Below are 18,180 nucleotides of genomic sequence, written 5' to 3' on the forward strand. Positions count from 1 at the left end.
TTCGACTCGCACACCCGAAAGGAGCGCATGGCCCGCAAACCTGCCCGCGCGACGAGCGCCATTCCCCTTCCCGCTGCGACGCCTCCACGCCGCGCGCGCAGCGAGATCACCTTCGAGGACCAGAGCCTGCTCGGCCCGCTCTTCGGCCAGTTCGACGCCAACCTGGTGCAGGTCGAAAACCGCCTTGGGGTGTTCATCTCGGCCCGCGGTGACCGGGTCCAGATCGAGGGGAGCGAGGATTCGGTGGCCCGTGCCCGCGACACGCTCAAGGCGATGTACGACCGGCTGGCGACGGGCCAGGAACTCGACGCCGGCGCGATCGAGGGACTGATCGCGATGTCGGTCGAACCCACGCTGGAAGGAATCGTCCGCGGCGGCGGGGAAGCCCCGCCGGTGATGATCCGCACGCGCCGCAAGACCATCGTCCCGCGCAGCCCCGGCCAGATCCCCTACATGCAGCAGATCGCGCGCGAGGACATCATCTTCGCGCTCGGTCCAGCCGGCACCGGCAAGACCTATCTCGCGGTGGCGCAGGCGGTCAGCCAGCTGATCACCGGCAGCGTGCAGCGACTGATCCTGTCGCGTCCGGCGGTGGAGGCGGGCGAAAAGCTGGGCTTCCTGCCCGGCGACATGAAGGACAAGGTCGACCCCTACCTGCGCCCGCTCTACGACGCGCTTTACGATTGCATGCCGCCCGAACAGGTCGAACGGCATCTCGCGAGCGGCGTGATCGAGGTCGCCCCGATCGCGTTCATGCGCGGCCGCACGCTGAGCGATGCCTTCGTCATTCTCGACGAGGCGCAGAACACCACCCGCGAGCAGATGAAGATGTTCCTCACCCGCTTCGGACAGAACAGCCGGATGGTCGTGTGCGGCGATCCGCGCCAGGTCGACATTCCGGGCGGCGACCGGATGAGCGGCCTTGCCGATGCGGTCGAGAAGCTAGAGGGGGTGGATGGCATCGCAGTCAGCCGGTTCACCGCCGCCGACGTGGTCCGCCACCCGATCGTCGGGCGGATCGTCGAGGCCTACGAAGGGCCTTCCTCCTGACACTCGACATCGAGGTGGACGGCTGGCCCGGCCCGGCGGACTGGGCGGCCCTCGCCGAACGCGCGCGCGAAGCCGCGGAGGCGGCGGCGCCCGAACTCGCCAATGACCGGCTGTCCGCCAGCATTCTGTTCACGAATGACGACGAAGTCCATGCGCTCAATCGCGAATGGCGGGGGAAGGACAAGCCGACCAACGTCCTGTCGTTCCCGATGCTCGACCGCGAGGACTTGCTCGACCTCGGCGACAACGGGCCTCCGGAGTTGCTTGGCGACATCGCGCTGGCCTGGGATACCTGCCGGCGCGAAGCGGAAGAAAAGGCGGTTTCGGTCGAAGACCATGCCGCGCACCTCGTGGTCCACGGCCTGTTGCACCTTGCCGGGCACGATCACGTCGAGGAAACCCAGGCCGATGCGATGGAGGCGCTCGAAGTGAAGGCGCTTGCATCGATGGGCATTGGCAATCCATATGGGAACGGCTGAACCACAAAGGGTTTTACGACAGGGCCATGCCCGACACAGATTCCCAAACGGGAGAAGCGGACAGTAACCGCGGGCTCTGGCTCGCGATCCGCAAGTTCTTCGAAACCGACGACGGCGAACGCTCCTTGCGCGAACAGCTCGAGGACGCGATCGACGAGCACGATGCCGCGCAAGGCGAGGAAGGCGAGCAGGTCACCCTCAACGGCGACCTGTCGCCGGTCGAGCGGCAGATGCTGCGCAACCTGCTCCACTTCTCCGAACACGATGCCGACGACGTCGCGATCCCCCGCGGCGAGATCATCGCGCTCAGCGCGGCGGCGAGCTGGGACGAAGTCGTCGCCGCCTTTGCCGAGCACGGCCATTCGCGCCTGCCGATCTACCGCGACACGCTCGATACCGTGATCGGCATGATGCACATCAAGGATGTCTTCCCGATCATCGCCACCGGCGCCCAGCCCCCTGCGGATTGGACAACCCTCATGCGCCAGCCACTGTTCGTGCCGCAGGCCCGCAACGCGCTCGACGTGCTGGCGGACATGCGCCTGAACCGCGTGCACCTCGCGGTCGTCGTCGACGAGTATTCGGGCACCGACGGGATCATCACGATCGAGGATCTGGTCGAGGAAATCGTCGGCGAGATCGAGGACGAGCACGACGACGAGGAACCCGAGTGGATCGTCGCCCTGCCCGGCGGGATGTGGGATTGCGACGCCCGCGCCGAACTGGAGGACGTCGCCCGGCGGATCGATCCCGCACTCGCCGAGGTCGAGGAAGCGGTCGATACGCTCGGCGGCCTGGCCTTCGTGCTGGCGGAGGCGGTGCCCACGGTCGGGACCGTGCTCACCCATTCCAGCGGCTGGCGCATCGAGGTCACAGATGCGGACGAGACCCACGTCAAACGGCTGCGGCTGCACCCGCCGGAGGGAACCCAGCCGGAGGAGTGAGTGCGCACTTTTCTTCGCACCTGCGGAAAAATCCTTCTCGACAAGGTCTGCGGCAATACGCATCTTCGCGCTAGATGACCCGCCGCCTTCCTCCCCTGCGCGCGCTCGAGGCGTTCCTGCGCGTCGTGCGCCTCGGATCGGCGCGGGCCGCGGCGACCGAACTTGGGCTGAGTCCCTCGGCGCTGTCGCGGCGGATCGGCACGCTCGAGGAGTTCGTCGGCAAGAAACTGTTCACTCGCGCGCACCAGGCGATGCAGCTGACCGACGACGGGCGCGCGTTCCACGATGCTGTCGCCCCCCATATCGAGGCGCTCGCGGCAGCCGTCGAATCGCAGTCCGACAAGGTCGGGCTGATGCGGCTGCACCTCGGCGTGCTTCCGCTGTTCGGGGGACAGCGCCTGTTCCCCCGCCTTCCCGAACTGCGCAAGCTGCACCCGCGCCTGCACATCGACATCGATACAGGTCCGCACCTGCTCGACCGGGTCGGAGACACGCTCGACGCGGCGATCGTGCTCATGCAGAAACCCGATTCGTCGCTCCACGCCGTGCGGCTCGACCACAACCTCGTCTACGCGATCGCCTCGCCCGAGGTGGCGCGAGAGGTCGGCCCGGAACCCGACGCCCGGAAACTCGCGAGCCAGACCTTCCTCGTCCATAACGAACTGCCCGACAGTTTCGTCGCCTGGCGCGAGGCGATGGGCCTCAAGCAGTTCGAGCCCGCCGCGATCGACCACTACGATTCCGGCCAGCTCATCCTCGAGGCGGCCGCGCAGGGCCTGGGTATCGCGATCATGCACGACGATCATTTCAAGCGCACGCGCGACAAGCGCCTGGAACGCCTGTTCGACGTCGATGTCGCCAGCCCCTATTCGTACTGGTTCGTCTGCCGCCCGCGCGATCTCGAACAGCGCCCGGTGCGGCTGTTCCATGAATGGCTGATCACCGCGAACCTCTGATCCGGCGGAACGCGCCGCCATTCTCGCGTGTTTATCCGGTTCGACAGTCAGGAGCACGCGTGTGGATATTCGCAAGGAACAGGACGCCTTTCGCAAGGCCAGGCCATCGCGCCTGGGGCGCGGCATCGAGCGGCTGACCAATCCGTTCGGCAAGGCTCTCGCCAGCGTCGTCCCGAACGCGCTCGTGCAGGCGGTGGTCAAGGGCATCGATGCGGCAGCGGGGACCCCAGCCCTCGCCCGGATGCGGCACGATCCGGCCGACATTGCAGCCGCCCGCGAGGCGGCGGAGAAGGTGGAGCGGCTGGCCAAGACGGTCAATGGCGCGACGGGCGCGGCAGCCGGCTTCGGCGGGGCGATCTCGGCCGGCCTGGACATTCCTGCGTCCATCGCGATCGCGCTGCGCAACATCCGCGATACCGGCCGTGCCTTTGGTTATGCCGGCCTTGGCGAGGCGGAAAAGCTGTTCCGCCTCCAGATCCTCGAACTTGCTGCGCTCGATGATCCCGACTTGCGCGCAGAGCGCATCGCCGGGATCGAGGCCGCGATCGCCGACGACGGGTCGTTGAGGCCCGTGACGGGTGACGCGGCCACGCCGATGGTCGATGCGGCAGTGGAGCGGATCAGCCGCGCGATGGCCCTTGCCACCTTCCGCAGGCGGATCGGGATGGTCGTTCCGCTGGCAGGTTCGGCGGTGGGTCTGATGGTCAACCGCTCGTTCCAGTCGGACGTATCGAAAGCCGCCCGGTTCGCCTTCCAGGAAAGGCGGCTTCGCGCGGGAGGCTAGTCGCGGCCTCTCGCCAGCGCCTGCGCTGGCGCGCCGAGCACCTTCTTGCGCAGCGCCAGCGACTGCCGCAACAGCGGATTGTCCATTTTCAGAAAAGCTTGCGGGCTCATGCCGAGAAAGCCGTGGGCATCGCGGATGAAGTGCGAATAATCGGTATAGCCATAGTCGATCGCCCGGGCGCTGCCCGATGGGCTGTTTGCCCCGCATTCGCCCAGCGCATGAAGCGAACGCAGGAATCGCGCGCGGCGGATCAGCAGCTTGGGCGGAAATCCGAAAATCCGCTTGGCCAGCCGCTCTGTCGTGTGGCGCGGCCTGCCGATGCGGCGCGCCAGTTCCTCGACCTTCGATATTCCGCGTTCGAGCAGGGCCTCCTCGAACGCGGCGATGACGTCCTCGTTGCGGCTGGGCCAGGGCATGGCCGCAACGAGTGCCGCATCGAGGATGGCCGGGATCGCATCGTCGTCGTCCGCCGCTGCCTCGAGCGCGCGCGCGAGCGCGGTCGTGTCGATGCGCAGAGCCTCACCCGGCTCAGCGACGCGATCGGTCCACTCGGAAGCCGGGACCCGCGACAGCCGCGCCCAGCCGCGCGGCAGGATTCCGACCCCGATCGTCTGTCCGGGGCCGCTGCGCGACCAGGTGATCCCGCTCGATGGGCCGAACAGCGCGACCGGTGGAACCGCCTGCCATGAGCCCCGCGGCGGCTGCACGCACCAGTTCCCGGGCTTACCCAGGGTAAACCGCAGGATCGCACCCGCGGGTTGGAATGCGTCGGTCTGCGGCTCCCCGACCGAGGAGCCGATCCGATACAGATGGTAGCCACTGACCAGCGCCCGCAGCGCGGGAGCCGGTTGCCAGTAGCGCATCTGCGGTTCGGTGGTGTGCGACCCTTTCACCGAGAACCTTTCCGGCCTTGCGGTGTCAGCCTACGGTGGCCTTGACGATCTTGCCGGGTTCGCGCGGCGGCTCGCCCTTGGGCAGCGCGTCGATGTGCTCCATCCCGCTCTCGACCTGGCCCCAGACGGTGTACTGGCGGTCGAGGAACCGCGCATCGTCGAAGCAGATGAAGAACTGGCTGTTCGCGCTGTCGGGATTGTTGGTCCGCGCCATCGAGCAGGTGCCGCGCACGTGCGGTTCGGCGTTGAACTCCTGCTTGAGATCGGGCTTGTCGCTGCCGCTCATGCCGGTGCCGGTCGGATCGCCGCCCTGCGCCATGAAGCCGGGGATCACCCGGTGGAACACCACGCCGTCGTAGAATCCCTCGTTGGCGAGCTCGGTGATGCGCTCGACATGGTTCGGAGCAAGGTCGGGCCGCAGCTTGATGACGACGTCGCCGCCCTCCCCGTTGCCGGTGTCGAGGGTGAAGGTAAGTGTGTCGGCGGCCATCGGTGTCTCCTTGATCGAATCGGGGCCGATATAAGGAGGATCGCGGCGAAGTCACCCGCCGGCTTGCGTTTCGCTGTCTCGCGCCTAAGGCCACGCGCATGGCGGACGAGACCACCCTCGAAGACGAAGCGATGCGCGCTGGCGACGAGGCCGCCCAGGCCGACGACCGGCCCGACGACCGCGTCGACGACGAGCGCCACGACGAGGACAACCGGCTGAAACCGGAATACCTGCGCAGCGTCGTCGCCGCGCTCGACGAAGACGACCCGGCGCTCGTTCACGAACTGGTCGAGCCGCTTCATCCGGCCGACGTCGCCGACCTTTTCGAACTGCTCGATTCGGACGACCGCCCACTCCTTGCCGCCGCCATTCCGGACCTGATGACCGGCGAGGTCATCGCCGAGCTGAACGACCACGTCCGCGACGACATGATGGAGGCACTCGGCCCCGAGGCCGTCGCCGAGATTGCCGAGCAGCTCGATACCGACGACGCGGTCCAGCTGATCGAGGACCTCGAGCCTGCCGAACAGGCCGCGATTCTCGCCGAGATGGAGCCAGAGGACCGCGCCGCCATCGAGAGCGCGCTGGCCTATCCGGAGGAAACCGCCGGGCGCCTGATGAGCCGCGATTTCGTCGCGGTGCCCGAGCACCTGACGGTCGGCGACCTCATCGACTACCTCCGCGACGCGGAGCAGGACGACCTGCCGACCGAGTTCTGGGAGGTCTTCATCGTCGACCTCGCGCACAAGCCGGTCGGCACCTGCCAGCTGTCGTGGATCATGCGCACGCCCCGCGCGACCCCCCTCGTCGAGGTCATGAAGCGCGACCAGACCCTCATCCCGGTCACGATGGACCAGGAAGAGGTCGGCAACATGTTCCAGAAATACGCGCTGATTTCGGCCGCGGTGATCGACGAGAACGGGCGGCTCGTCGGCCAGATGACCGCCGACGACGTGGTCCACATCGTGTCCGAGGAAGCCGGCGAGGACGTTCTGCTGCTGTCCGGCGCCGGCGATGGCGACATCAACGAACCGATCCGCGAGGCCTATGTCGCCCGCGTGCGCTGGCTGGTCGCCAACCTCGGCACGGCGGTCGTGGCGAGCGCGATCATCGCGCTGTTCGGTGCGGCAATCGAACAGCTGGTGGCGCTGGCCGTGCTGATGCCGATCGTCGCCAGCATCGGCGGCAACGCGGGGACGCAGACGATGGCGGTCACCGTGCGCGCCATCGCGATGAACCAGCTCACCCGCGCCAACACCCGGCGGATGATCTGGCGCGAGATGCGCGTCGCCATGCTCAACGGGACCACGGTGGCCGTGCTGATCGGCGTTGCTGTCGCGCTGCTGTTCACGCCCCAACTCGGCGCGGTCATCGCCGCTGCGATGGTCATCAACATCGTCGTCGCGGGACTGGCGGGCGTGGCGGTGCCGGTGATCTTCGAACGGCTCGACCAGGATCCCGCGGTCGCCTCGAGCGTCTTCGTGACGATGATCACCGATTCGATGGGCTTCTTCGCGTTCCTCGGCCTGGCGGTGGCGACCGGGCTGGCGGGCTGACGCCCATGCCGCTCAGCATGACCAAGATCGCCTACCGCTCGAAGAGCATCGATTCGCTGCGCGCGTGGGTCGAGGCCGGCGACGAGGCGCATATGCGCACCCGCTATCGCCCCACTCGCCACGCGGAAATGATCGGCGGGTCGCTCTACTGGATCATGGATCACGCGATCGTCGCGCGGTGCGAGATCCTGGGGTTCGAGCAGCGCAAGGACGGTCACTGGACAATCCGCCTCGCGCCCCGGCTCGTGCTCGTCCAGCCCAAGCACAAGCGCGCCCACCAGGGCTGGCGCTACCTCGAGGAAAGGAACGCGCCCCGTGACCTGGAAGAAGGGGAGGAGCCGAGCGACGCCATCCCCGGACGGCTGGCAGGCCGGTTGACCAAGCTGGGACTGATCTGACGCGCCGAAGCGCGGCAATCCCATGAAGCCGGAACATCCAGGCGCCGCGCCTCGTTCGGTCAGGGAAGGAGAACTGCCATGCCAGAACGCCAATCGCGCCACCCAGACAACGATATCATCGACCAGGCGCAGAAGGATAGCGTGCCCGGCGTGCAAGGCAGCAGCGCCGGGGGCGAAGTCAACCGCCGGGTCGGCTCTCGCGCCGACGAGAAAACGGCGCAAGGCAAGCTCGAAGGCGACGAGGTCGAGACCGTGACCGGATCGGACAACCCGCAAGAAGACGCCCGCAAGGGCCCCAAGACGGTCGAACACATGGTCGGCGGGGGCTCCAGCCCTTCGCGCTAGCAATCAGCCGCGCCGCGCGACGACCTTGCGCAGGACATCGACGTAGGTTTCCGCCCCCTGGGCGCCCGGAACCATGAACCTGCCGTCGATCACCATCGCCGGAACGCCGGTGACGTTGTTGTCCCACGCCAAGCGCTCCTCGGCGCGGACCTCGGCGGCAATCCGTTCGTCGTCGATTCCCGCCGCAGCCGCCGCGCGGTCGAAGCCCTGCTGCTCGGCGACGTCGAGCAGGACGTCGCGCTGCCCCACGTTGCGCCGCTGCTGGAAGTGCGCCGCGAACAGCGCGAGCTTCAATCGGGTCTGCGCCGCGGCTCCCTCGGCCTCGAGCGCCCACTTGAGCAGCTTGTGGGCGTCGAATGTGTTCCACAGCATGGCCGGCGGCGGGTCACCCTCGCCCGAATAGTCGAACGAAAAGCCCGCCTCCGCCGCGCGCTGCGCCATCATTGCCCGCCCCGCGGCCGCCTGTTCGGGCGTGCGACCGTACTTGCGCGCGATGTGCGCGGTGCTCTCTTCGCCTTCCGGGCCCATGTCCGGGTTGAGCTCGAAGGGGAGCCAGCGGATTTCCGCCTCGATCTCGCCCTCCAGCTTCGCCAGCGCCGCCTCGAGGTTCTTGTAGCCGATCACGCACCACGGGCACATGACGTCGGACCAGATGTCGATGGTAACCTTTTCGCTCACCGGTCGAGCCACCATTGCACGAGGTGGTGCGCGATCGCGAAGGAGCGGGGAAAGATCAACGCTTCGGTCCCGTCGGCGCCAGCATCGCGCGCCGCGAGCAGTTCCTCGTGGGTGAACCAGCGCGCGTCCTCGAGCTCAGTCTCGTCGATGGTGATCGCGTCGTCCTCGGCGACTGCGTGGCAGCCGATCATCAGCTGGCTCGGGAACGGCCACGGCTGGCTGGCGATGTAGCGCACGTCGCGCACCCGGACGCCCGCTTCTTCGAGCACTTCGCGCGCCACGGCTTCCTCGATCGTCTCGCCTGGTTCGACGAAACCAGCCAGGGCCGAGAACATCCGCGGCGGAAAACGCGGCTGCCGACCAAGCAGGAGCCGCTTGCCGAGCGGACCGTCGTGCTCCACGAGCATGATCGTGACAGGGTCGGTGCGCGGAAAATGCGCCGCGCCGCATTCGGGGCAGTCGCGCTGCCAGCCGCCCTTGGCGATTTTCGTGCGCCCGCCGCACCGCGCGCAGAAGCGATGGCGGGCGTGCCAGTCCACCAGGCTGCGCGCGCCGCCATAGATTGCCAGGTCCTGGGGCGAGAGCACCTGCATCGCCTGCCAGATTTGCGGCTGCGCGTAGGCCGGGCCTTCGGCGCCCCGTTCGGGCACGGGGGCGAAGCAGGCCTTGCCGTCAAGCAAGCCGAGGAAAACGAGATCGCACCCGTCGGGCGCCTCCGCCAGGCTGCCCCATCCCAGCCCGCCGCTATCGGGATCGAACGTCGGCAGAAGACCGTCCAGCCGCAGCAGTCGCGCCCGCCAGTCCATCGCGGCCGCCAGTGCGCCAGGATCGCTGCGCAGGTGGTCGGCCCGGTCGAGCGGAGAGCCGCCGAATGCGATCACGCCGCGGCGCGTCCCGGCATCGCCGCCAGGTCGGACAGCACGGCCCGGGTGAACTCTGCCGTCATGCCATAGGCGTCCGAAGGCATGTACTGCGTCATCAGGGTCGCCCGCAGGCCGCGGTGCAAGTCGACGAAGGCTGCGGTGCCGGCGGCCCCGCCCCAACCGAAGGTGCCCGCTTGTGCGCCAAGTCCGACGCGGCCGCCGGCCCCGAACCCCGATCCATCGGCAAAGGTGCCCGCGGTCTTCACGCCTTCGGGCAGCAGGTTCGACGTGCCCACACGAACCGCCGGTTCGCTCATCACCCGCGTTCCATCGATGCTGCCATAGCCCACCAGCATACGCAGGAACCGGTCGTAGTCATTGGCCGACATCACCAGGCCCGAACCGCCCATCGGAAACGGCGGCTCCTCGGCGAAGATCGAGTTGTTGCCCGGATCGATCGGCATCAGCGTCTCGCCCACCCGGAAATAGTTCGTAGTGAGCCGTCCGGTCTCGCTCGCGGGTACTTCGAAAAAGCTGCTGGTCATGCCCGCGGGCTCGAACAGGCGGGTCTTGAGAAAGACGTCAAAGGGAGTGTCGCTCGCGACCTCGATCACCCGACCGAGCAGGTCGAGGCTGACCGAATACGACCAGTGCGTGCCCGGCTGGTAGACCAGCGGCAGCTTCGCGAGCCGATCGGCGAAGTCGGCAAGGCTGGACGCGCTCGGCGCGCCGGAGAACTGGGGCAGTTTGAGCTTGGATGCCTGGCCGGCGCTCAAACCCGCGTCCATGTAGGCCTGCCGTATGGGGCCCTTCTGGATGATCCCGTATCCGAGGCCCGCGGTGTGGGTCAGCAGGTGGCGCACGGTGATCGGGGTCTTCGCGGGCTCGAGATCGGCCAGTGAGCCATCGTAGGTCTTCTGCACCATCATGTTGGCAAACGCGGGCAGGAAATCCGCTATCGGCTGGTTGAGGCCGAGCCTGCCGTCCTCGATCAACATCATCGCCGCCATGCCGGTGATCGGCTTGGTCATGGAATAGACGCGGAACAGGCTGTCCGCGCCCGCGGGCGCGGCCTGGCCGAGCGCCAGCGTGCCCGCTGCGATCACCTCGGGCGGCCGCTGCCCCCAGCCGAGCGCGGCGACGATCGTGGCGACCTTGCGCGCCGAGACGTAGTCGTTGACCAGCCGGGCGACCGAGGGCCAGCGCGCCGAATCGGCGGCATGAACGGCGGTCGCCCCGAACGGCAGCCCTCCCAGCGCCGCTCCAGCGCCGAGCCACGCGCCCGACCGCAACAACCCGCGCCGCGACATCTGCGGCGTCACAAATTCCCGGAATGCCATCGACCTCTCCAAAATCGGTTTCAATTCGAGATTTGGGGCATTGGCCCGCCGCGGTCAATCGGGCTTGCGCGCACTCTTGCATCCGGTCAGTGTGGTAAGCATATAAGACACATGCTGAACATCATCTCGATCCTGCTCGGCCTCGTGGCCCTCGTCCTCGCGATCCCTTCGGCGATCCCGCTGCTCGGCTGGGGCAACTGGATCGTCCTGCCGATCGCGATCCTCGGCGCCGGCCTCGGTGCATTGTCGCGTTCCAACCACGGACGGAACTTCTGCCTCGTGGTGATCGTGATCGCGGTCATCCGCCTCTCGCTCGGCGGTGGAATCCTCTAGTCCGCGAGAGCCCGCACCGCGGCCTTCGCGAAGACCGTCGGGAGGCCCGCCGCCTCGAGGTCGCTGACCGGCCACCATTCGCCCGGACCGACCGGCTCGGCCGACCGCGAGGCACGCACGGCAAGTTCAAGCTCGAAATGGGTGAAGCCGTGGCGGACGACACCTGCGTCGCGCCAGTCGCCCGGGCGCTCTCCGGCACCGTCGCCGCGGGCCGACCACCCGTCGTCAGGCAGCGCCCGCATCCCTCCGAGCAATCCGGCACCCGGGCGCCGCACCAGCCAGACCGCGCCATTTCGTTCGACCCAGAACGCGGTGCCCCTTCGCAGCGGCTTGGCCTTCTTCGCCGCCCTGACCGGATAGCGCGCGGGCTCGCCTTCCTCCCTCGCCGCGCAATCGCCCGATATGGGGCAAAGGAGGCAACGCGGGTCGCGCGGGGTGCAGATCGTCGCGCCGAGATCCATCATCGCCTGCGCGAAGTCTCCGGCCCGCGACGCGGGGGTGATCGCGTCCGTCCAGCGCCGAATCTCGCCGCGCACGCCGGGGAGCGGCGCGGAGATGGCGAACAGGCGCGAGACAACACGCTCGACGTTGGCATCGACGACGACCGCGCGGCGGCCGAACGCGATCGCCGCCACGGCTGCTGCGATGTAAATGCCAACCCCCGGCAACGCGCGCAGTTCGCCTTCGCTGTCGGGGAACCCGCCGCGGGCGGCCACTGCGCGTGCCGCGGCGATCAGGTTGCGCGCCCGCGAATAGTATCCCAGCCCCGCCCAGGCAGCCATGACCTCTGCGTCGTCGGCCGCGGCCAGTGCATCGACGGTCGGCCAGCGTTCGAGGAACCTTGCATAGTAGGGCGCGACCGCGGCGGTGGTCGTCTGCTGGAGCATCACTTCCGACAGCCACACGCGATAGGGGTCCGGGGCCGGTGAACCGGGCGGACTTCGCCATGGCAGCGCCCGCGCATGGCGATCGTACCAGTCGAGCAGTCGGCCCGGTATGCTGTCCTCGCTGGCGCTCATGGCGCGCCTATGGCATGGCCGCGCCGACGATGGAACGGGAAGCGAAACCCCTCAAGGCGAAGCAGTACACGCGGCCGCGCGGCGGGCCGGCGAAGTCGATCGCCGAACTGACCCCGCAGGTCGGGCGCACGGCATTCCGCCGGTTCGGCTTCGTCCAGTCGAGCGTCGTCACCCGCTGGCCCGAGATCGTGGGCGCAGCGCACGCGAAGGTCTGCACGCCCGAGGCGATCCGTTTTCCGCCCGGCGAGAAGGCCGACGGCATCCTGCAGCTCGTCGTCCTGCCGGCGCACGCGCCGCTCATCCAGCACGTGATCCCCGAGATCATGGAGCGGGTGAACCGCTTCTTCGGTTACAAGGCTGTGTCGAGAGTGAAGCTGCGGCAAGGCGCGGTTCAGGCCCCGAAAGCCACGGTGCGCGGCGAAGCACGTCCCGATGCTCCGCCTTCGCTCAAGCCCATTCCGCTCGAACTCGGAGAGTCGCTGCGCGATGTCGGCGACCCGGAGCTGCGCGCCGTGCTCGAATCGCTCGCCCGTTCGCTCGGGAGCAAGGAGGACAATACGTGACGTTCGCCCGCTGGTTCATGGCCGCATTCGCCGCGCTGGCGGCGACGGCCGCACTTGCCGCGACGCCCAACTGGCTGACCGTCGTCGACACGGCGGGTGGCGGCCACAGGATCGGCAACCCCCAGGCGAAGGTGAAGCTGACAGAGTTCGTCAGCTACACCTGCCCGCACTGCGGCCACTTCGCGCAGGAAGCCAGCGGCGCGCTCGACCTCTATGTCGCCACCGGCAAGGTGCAGCTCGACATACGCCACGTGGTACGCGACCCCATCGACCTGACCGCGGCGATGCTCGCCAATTGCGGACCGGCGGCCAGGTTCCCGCGCAACCACGCGGCGCTGATCCTCGCCCAGCCCAGGTGGCTGCCGATCGCCGAGCGGGCAACCGATGGCCAGCAATCGCGCTGGTACAATGGCCCCGGCCCGGCCCGGCGCCGCGCCATCGCGAGCGACCTCGGCTTCTACACAATCATGGCCGGCCGCGGATACGAGCGGGTCGCCATCGACCGCTGCCTCAACGACGAGGCACTGGCCAAGCGGCTCGCCGCGCAGTCGCGGGCCGACGACGAAAAGTTCAACGTCCGCAGCACGCCCAGCTTCGCGATCGACGGCACCATGCTCGCGGGAACCTACTCGTGGAGCCTGCTTCAGCCCCAGCTCGACGCCCGCCTCTGAATATCCGGGGGCTTAGCTGTGGAAAGCCCCCTCGGGCGGACCCGCCGCTCCTTCACCCCCTGCTGCCCCTCGTATACGCTCTACGACCACCCGAAAGGATGCGCATGTTCCGAAAGTTTCGCCCCGCCGCCGCCACCATGGCCGTCGCCAGCCTGATCGCGCTGTCGGCCTGCGGATCGAACGAAACCGCCGACGAAGGCGGCATCGCCGAGGCGCAGGCCGTGGCCACTGTCCCCCCGCCGGCCGGCAAGGAATGGTCCGAAGTCGCCGCGGTGACGCCCGAGGGCGGCATCGTCGAAGGCAATCCCGATGCACCGATCAAGCTCGTCGAATACGCGAGCCATACCTGCGGCCACTGCGCCGAGTTTTCGGAGCAGGCGAGCGATGCGATCCGTTCGAAGTACGTCAATTCGGGCCGGGTCAGCTACGAGATTCGCAACCAGATCCACGATCCGATCGACCTGACGTTCGCGGTCCTGGCCCGCTGCGCCGGGCCTGAGGCGTTCCACCCCCTTTCGGAGCAGGGCTGGGCAAATCTCGAGGCGATGTTCACGACGATCCAGGCCAACAATGCGCAGTTCCAGGCCGCCAGCCAGGCGACCGGCGCGGCCCGGTTCGATGCAATCGCATCGGCCGCCGGACTCTACGACTTCTTCGCGCAGCGCGGCATCTCGCGCGACCAGGCGAGGAGCTGCCTCGCCAAGACCGACACCGCGACGAAGATCGCCGAGAACTCGGAAAAGCAGTCGGAGGAACTCAACGTCACCGGAACGCCGACCTTCTTCATCAACGGCAAGAACGTCGGTACCCAGTCCTGGGCATCGCTGGAACCGATGCTCCAGCGCGCCGGCGCCAGGTAAGCGGCCGGCGGACGGGACATCGGCCGGATGCTCATCAGGCGGCTCAAGCTCACCGGTTTCAAGAGCTTCGTCGAGCCGTCCGAACTGCGCATCGAGCCGGGGCTGACCGGGGTCGTCGGCCCCAACGGCTGCGGCAAGTCCAACCTGCTCGAAGCGATCCGCTGGGTCATGGGCGAGAACTCGCCCAAGTCGATGCGCTCGGGCGGGATGGACGACGTCATCTTCGCGGGCACCGCCAGCCGGCCGCCGCGCGACTTTGCCGAAGTGGTGCTGACCGGTGCCGACGACGAGGGCGAGGAGCTCGAGGTCGTCCGCCGGATCGAACGCGGCGCGGGCAGCGCCTACCGCGTCAACGGCAAGGACGTGCGCGCGAAGGACGTGGCGCTGACGTTCGCCGACGCGGCGACGGGCGCGCACTCGCCCGCCCTCGTCAGCCAGGGCAAGATCGCGCAGGTCATCGCCGCGAAGCCCGCCGAGCGGCGGATGATGCTCGAGGAAGCCGCCGGCATCGCCGGCCTCCACGTCCGTCGCCGCGACGCCGAAAGCAAGCTGCGCCAGACCGAGGCGAACCTCGCCCGGCTGGAAGACCTGATGGCCGGCCTCGACAGCCAGATCGCCTCGCTCCGGCGTCAGGCCAAGCAGGCCGAGCGGTACAAGGCCCTGTCCGACCAGATCCGCGTCGCCGAGGCCCGGCTGCTGTTCGCGCGCTGGCGCGACGCCGCCGCGGCGGCCGATGCGGCCCGCGCGGAGGCGAAGGCGGCAGACGAACGGGTCGGCGCGGCACAGGCCGCCTCGGCCGAGGCGCAGAAGGCGCAGGCCGCCGCCGCGGCAACGCTCGCCGAGGCGCGCGACGAACTCGCCGACCGGCGCGACGATGCCAGCGCCCACGGCCATCGGATGGCCGCGCTGTCGAGCCAGCTCGAAGCCGCCGAACAGCGCCTTGCCGATCTCGATCGCCAGAAGGCGCGGCTCGAGGAGGACCGCAGCGATGCCGACCGGCTGACGCGCGACGCGGCAGAGGCGCTCGCAAGGCTCGAGAAGGAGCTGGCCGCCGGCACGGCCGCACTCGAAGCCGATGAGGCGCGGCGCCCGGCGCTGGCCGCGAGACTCGAGGATGCCGAGCGGGCAGGCCGGGCCGCCGAGCTGGCGCTTGCCAAGGCCACCGCCGACCAGGCCGGGGTCGAGGCCGAGTGGCGCGTCGCCGAGGCAGAGGTGTCGCAGGCCGAGGCACGGCTGGCGCGACTGGCGGGAGAGGCACGGCGCCACGCCGAAATGCGCGCTGCGCTTTCCGCGGCCGGCGACCCGGACGAGGCGGTGCGCAAGGCCCGGCAGGAGGCGGCGCAGGCCACGGCGGCGGTCGAGCAGGCGCGCGAGGCCCTCGAGGCCAAGCGCGCGCGCAAGGAATCGCTGCAGTCCGCGCGCGACGAAGCGGCCTCGGCGCTCGCCGGGGCACGCGCCGATCTGGCGGGCCTCGAACGCGAGTACCAGGCGCTCGACCGTGACCGACAGGCGCGTGCGAAGCAGGCGGCCGGCCGGCACGGACTGCCGGTCGCGCTCGACCGGGTCCGCGCCGCGCCGGGCTTCGAGCGCGCGCTCGCCGCGGTGCTCGGCCGCGATGCAAAGTCTCCGCTCGGCAGCCCGCCGGGCGACGGCGAGGGCCGCTACTGGACCGGTTCACCGCCGCCGAAGCCGGTCGCGGACGCGCTTGCGGGGCACGTCACCGATTGCCCGCCCGAACTCGCTGCCCGGCTGGCGCTGGTCCACGTCGCCGAGCGCGACGACGGCCGCGACCTCGGCCCAGGAGAATGGCTGGTAACGAAAGGCGGCGCCCTGCGCCGGTGGGACGGCTTCGTCGCCCGCGGCGAAGGCGCCGCCGAGGCGGCGCGGCTGGAGGCGGAAAACCGGCTCGCAGAACTCGAAACGCTCATCCCCCCCCGGCGCGAGGCGCTCGCAGCGGCCGAGGCCGCCGAGGCCCGCGCGCAGGACGAGCTTTCGACGCTCCAGCGCGAACTCGTCGGCGACGAGCGCGCGCTCCAGTCCGCCGCCGAGGGCGAACGCGCCGCATTGCGGGCACTCGACCAGGCAGAAGCCGCGCGCGAACGGCACGCGGCCCGTCTGGCCGAACTCGCCTCGACCGAAGCCGACCTCGGCGAGCAGCGCAAGGCCGCCGAGGCAGACCTTTCCGCCGCCCAGGGCAGGCGCGCCGCCCTTCCCTCCCCCGATGCGGGGCGGGCCGTCCTCGAAGCGGCACGGACGAAGAACGAGGCGGCGCGGTCCACGCTCCAGGCCGCGACCGCCCAGCTTGCCGCACACGACCAGGGTCTCGCGGTCGCGCGCGAACGGACCGCAGCGCAGCGGTCCGACATGGCGAACTGGCAGGCCCGCTCGGGCGAGGCCGCGCGCCGGCTGTCCGACATGAGCCGCCGGTTCGAGGAAATCGAGCAGGAACGCGTGGTCGTCGCCGCCAAGCCTGAGGGATTGCTGCGCGAGATCGAGCGGGGCGACGAAGTACGCAGCCGGCTCGCTACCGCGCTCGCCGCGGCGGAAGCCGCCGTAGCGGAAGCACAGGCAACAGCCCAGGATGCCGACCGGACCTACGCCGAGGCGACCGAGGCTCTCGCCAGCGCCCGCGAGGCCCGCGCCGGCCTTTCGGCCCGCGCCGAGAACGAGGAACAGCGGCGCGAGGAAATGGCGCGTATTTCCGGCGAACGGTTCCAGTGCCCGCCCCCGCTGCTCGCGGATCGCATCGGTTTCGACGCGGATGGCGTCAAGAACGCCGGCCTCGAAGGCGAAGAGATGGAGCGCCTGGTCGCCAGCCGCGAGCGGATCGGCCCGGTCAACCTCGTCGCCGCCGACGAGCTCGAGCGGATCGAAGCCGAGCATGGCAACAGCGCCGCCGAACAGGCGGAACTGGCCGAAGCCGTCGCCAGGCTGCGCGGCTCTATCGGCAATCTCAATCGCGAGGGGCGCGAGCGACTGCGCGCTGCGTTCGAGGAGGTAAACCAGCACTTTCGCCGCTTGTTCACTCGCCTGTTCGAAGGCGGCGAGGCGCACCTTGCGCTGATCGACAGCGACGACCCCCTCGAAGCCGGGCTCGAGATCTTCGCCCAGCCGCCGGGCAAGCGTCTCCAGTCGCTCACCCTGCTTTCGGGCGGTGAGCAGGCGCTGACCGCCACCGCGCTGATCTTCGCGCTGTTCCTGACCAATCCCGCGCCGATCTGCGTGCTCGACGAAGTCGACGCCCCGCTCGACGACGCCAATATCGACCGCTTCTGCGACCTGCTCGATTCGATGGTCGCGGAAACCGACACGCGCTACCTGATCGTCACCCACAACGCGGTGACGATGAGCCGGATGCACCGCCTGTTCGGCGTCACGATGATCGAACGCGGGGTCAGCCGCCTCGTCAGCGTCGACCTCGGCGAAGCGGAGCTGCTGGCGGCGGAATAGCGGGCAAGCCGGTTGAACGCTGCGCCTCTCGCGGTAATGCGGGGCCAAGGCGCAGAATAAGGGCGGGCGAGCGGCCCGCCCCCCTCACCGTTACCCGGCGCAACAGGTCAGTCCGGATACGTGCCGTACGGAGCGATCTCGCAGTAGTACGGCCTGATATCCACCAGCCAGGTCCCGAAGTTGGTGCCCTCGTCGCGCAAGCGATCAACGAACGGCACGAGTTCATCGTCGAGCCCGCCATATTCGCGGTCTCCTCCCGGCGAGTTGCGCTTCGCCCGTTCGGCACCCTGGCAGGAGCCGGGGTTGTCCAGATCGATCGTCGGGCTGTCCGGCCCCGTCGACTGGGCGTTGACCGGCACCGCCATGATCAGCGCGATGCCTGCGGCTGTCAGCAATCTCAACATGGCAATTCTCCTTCTTTCATGGCGAGCGAGAATTGGCGGCGAACGACGGGCAGACCAGCCCCCGCTGCTGACAGGATGCTGACGAGATGCTGATTTTCGGGGTA

At 69.0% G+C, this 18,180-nt stretch carries 20 protein-coding genes; 13 read left to right on the top strand and 7 right to left on the bottom strand.

What is annotated here, in order from left to right; all coding sequences use genetic code 11:
* Window positions 1-27 precede the first annotated feature (27 nt).
* The 5 genes from N0B51_RS04880 to N0B51_RS04900 all read left to right on the top strand — a co-directional run bounded on the left by N0B51_RS04880 (window position 28) and on the right by N0B51_RS04900 (window position 4,213).
* Complete coding sequence (locus tag N0B51_RS04880) at window positions 28-1,050, top strand: PhoH family protein (RefSeq protein ID WP_259961119.1); 1,023 nt, start codon at window positions 28-30, stop codon at window positions 1,048-1,050.
* A complete protein-coding gene (ybeY, locus tag N0B51_RS04885) occupies window positions 1,047-1,529 on the top strand; it encodes an rRNA maturation RNase YbeY (protein WP_259961476.1) in 483 nt (160 codons plus the stop codon). Before N0B51_RS04880 ends, ybeY begins: the two co-directional genes overlap by 4 nt.
* Before the next feature lie 26 nt (window positions 1,530-1,555).
* Window positions 1,556-2,473 (top strand): hemolysin family protein, encoded by a 918-nt coding sequence (locus N0B51_RS04890; RefSeq protein WP_259961120.1) that lies wholly within the window; start codon window positions 1,556-1,558, stop codon window positions 2,471-2,473.
* A gap of 74 nt (window positions 2,474-2,547) precedes the next feature.
* The gene (locus N0B51_RS04895) at window positions 2,548-3,429 is read left to right on the top strand and encodes a LysR substrate-binding domain-containing protein (protein WP_259961121.1); all 882 of its coding nucleotides are present in this window, start codon (window positions 2,548-2,550) and stop codon (window positions 3,427-3,429) included.
* A gap of 61 nt (window positions 3,430-3,490) precedes the next feature.
* Entirely contained in the window at window positions 3,491-4,213 is a 723-nt protein-coding gene (locus tag N0B51_RS04900) for an EcsC family protein (RefSeq protein ID WP_259961122.1), read from the top strand.
* Here N0B51_RS04900 and N0B51_RS04905 read toward each other — a convergent pair.
* Both N0B51_RS04905 and N0B51_RS04910 read right to left on the bottom strand, forming a co-directional pair.
* Complete coding sequence (locus N0B51_RS04905; protein ID WP_259961123.1) at window positions 4,210-5,106, bottom strand: AraC family transcriptional regulator; 897 nt, start codon at window positions 5,104-5,106, stop codon at window positions 4,210-4,212. The genes N0B51_RS04900 and N0B51_RS04905 overlap by 4 nt on opposite strands.
* A 25-nt stretch (window positions 5,107-5,131) precedes the next feature.
* Window positions 5,132-5,596, bottom strand: coding sequence for a peptidylprolyl isomerase (locus tag N0B51_RS04910; protein ID WP_259961124.1), 465 nt, complete (start codon window positions 5,594-5,596; stop codon window positions 5,132-5,134).
* Between the two features lie 98 nt (window positions 5,597-5,694).
* Here N0B51_RS04910 and mgtE point away from each other — a divergent pair, with 98 nt between their 5' ends.
* The 3 genes from mgtE to N0B51_RS04925 all read left to right on the top strand — a co-directional run bounded on the left by mgtE (window position 5,695) and on the right by N0B51_RS04925 (window position 7,895).
* The gene (gene mgtE / locus N0B51_RS04915) at window positions 5,695-7,152 is read left to right on the top strand and encodes a magnesium transporter (protein ID WP_259961126.1); all 1,458 of its coding nucleotides are present in this window, start codon (window positions 5,695-5,697) and stop codon (window positions 7,150-7,152) included.
* Window positions 7,153-7,157: 5 nt separating this feature from the next.
* Entirely contained in the window at window positions 7,158-7,550 is a 393-nt protein-coding gene (locus tag N0B51_RS04920) for a DUF1489 family protein (RefSeq protein WP_259961127.1), read from the top strand.
* A gap of 78 nt (window positions 7,551-7,628) precedes the next feature.
* The gene (locus N0B51_RS04925; RefSeq protein ID WP_259961128.1) at window positions 7,629-7,895 is read left to right on the top strand and encodes a hypothetical protein; all 267 of its coding nucleotides are present in this window, start codon (window positions 7,629-7,631) and stop codon (window positions 7,893-7,895) included.
* Between the two features lie 3 nt (window positions 7,896-7,898).
* Here the strand turns inward: N0B51_RS04925 and N0B51_RS04930 are convergent, their stop codons facing one another.
* From N0B51_RS04930 to N0B51_RS04940, 3 genes are read right to left on the bottom strand one after another with little or no spacing between them, the layout of a single operon-like run.
* Window positions 7,899-8,573 carry a DsbA family oxidoreductase gene (locus N0B51_RS04930; protein WP_259961129.1) on the bottom strand — a complete coding sequence of 225 codons (675 nt, stop codon included), beginning with the start codon at window positions 8,571-8,573 and terminating at the stop codon, window positions 7,899-7,901.
* Window positions 8,570-9,454 carry an NAD(+) diphosphatase gene (gene nudC / locus N0B51_RS04935; RefSeq protein ID WP_259961130.1) on the bottom strand — a complete coding sequence of 295 codons (885 nt, stop codon included), beginning with the start codon at window positions 9,452-9,454 and terminating at the stop codon, window positions 8,570-8,572. The genes N0B51_RS04930 and nudC overlap by 4 nt, the downstream gene beginning before the upstream one ends.
* Entirely contained in the window at window positions 9,451-10,776 is a 1,326-nt protein-coding gene (locus tag N0B51_RS04940; protein WP_259961131.1) for a serine hydrolase domain-containing protein, read from the bottom strand. The genes nudC and N0B51_RS04940 overlap by 4 nt, the downstream gene beginning before the upstream one ends.
* A 111-nt stretch (window positions 10,777-10,887) precedes the next feature.
* Between N0B51_RS04940 and N0B51_RS04945 the strand changes: the two genes are divergently transcribed.
* Window positions 10,888-11,109, top strand: coding sequence for a hypothetical protein (locus N0B51_RS04945; protein WP_259961132.1), 222 nt, complete (start codon window positions 10,888-10,890; stop codon window positions 11,107-11,109).
* Here N0B51_RS04945 and N0B51_RS04950 read toward each other — a convergent pair.
* Window positions 11,106-12,128, bottom strand: a complete 1,023-nt coding sequence (locus N0B51_RS04950) for an A/G-specific adenine glycosylase (RefSeq protein WP_259961133.1) — start codon at window positions 12,126-12,128, stop codon at window positions 11,106-11,108. The two genes, N0B51_RS04945 and N0B51_RS04950, sit on opposite strands and share 4 nt — an antisense overlap.
* Before the next feature lie 14 nt (window positions 12,129-12,142).
* On the opposite strand from N0B51_RS04950, the gene N0B51_RS04955 reads away from it, so the two are divergent.
* The 4 genes from N0B51_RS04955 to N0B51_RS04970 all read left to right on the top strand — a co-directional run bounded on the left by N0B51_RS04955 (window position 12,143) and on the right by N0B51_RS04970 (window position 17,672).
* Entirely contained in the window at window positions 12,143-12,691 is a 549-nt protein-coding gene (locus N0B51_RS04955) for a DUF721 domain-containing protein (RefSeq protein WP_375545930.1), read from the top strand.
* The gene (locus tag N0B51_RS04960) at window positions 12,688-13,362 is read left to right on the top strand and encodes a DsbA family protein (protein ID WP_259961134.1); all 675 of its coding nucleotides are present in this window, start codon (window positions 12,688-12,690) and stop codon (window positions 13,360-13,362) included. Before N0B51_RS04955 ends, N0B51_RS04960 begins: the two co-directional genes overlap by 4 nt.
* Window positions 13,363-13,466: 104 nt before the next feature.
* Window positions 13,467-14,222: a thioredoxin domain-containing protein gene (locus tag N0B51_RS04965; protein ID WP_259961135.1), complete on the top strand. Its 756-nt coding sequence runs from the start codon at window positions 13,467-13,469 to the stop codon at window positions 14,220-14,222.
* A 27-nt stretch (window positions 14,223-14,249) separates the two neighbouring features.
* Window positions 14,250-17,672: a chromosome segregation SMC family protein gene (locus N0B51_RS04970; protein WP_259961136.1), complete on the top strand. Its 3,423-nt coding sequence runs from the start codon at window positions 14,250-14,252 to the stop codon at window positions 17,670-17,672.
* Between the two features lie 107 nt (window positions 17,673-17,779).
* On the opposite strand, the gene N0B51_RS04975 is transcribed toward N0B51_RS04970, so the two are convergent.
* Entirely contained in the window at window positions 17,780-18,076 is a 297-nt protein-coding gene (locus N0B51_RS04975) for a hypothetical protein (protein WP_259961137.1), read from the bottom strand.
* Window positions 18,077-18,180: the final 104 nt, after the last annotated feature.

Origin of the sequence: Tsuneonella litorea (genome assembly GCF_025154015.1) — a bacterium.
Lineage (GTDB): Bacteria > Pseudomonadota > Alphaproteobacteria > Sphingomonadales > Sphingomonadaceae > Tsuneonella > Tsuneonella litorea.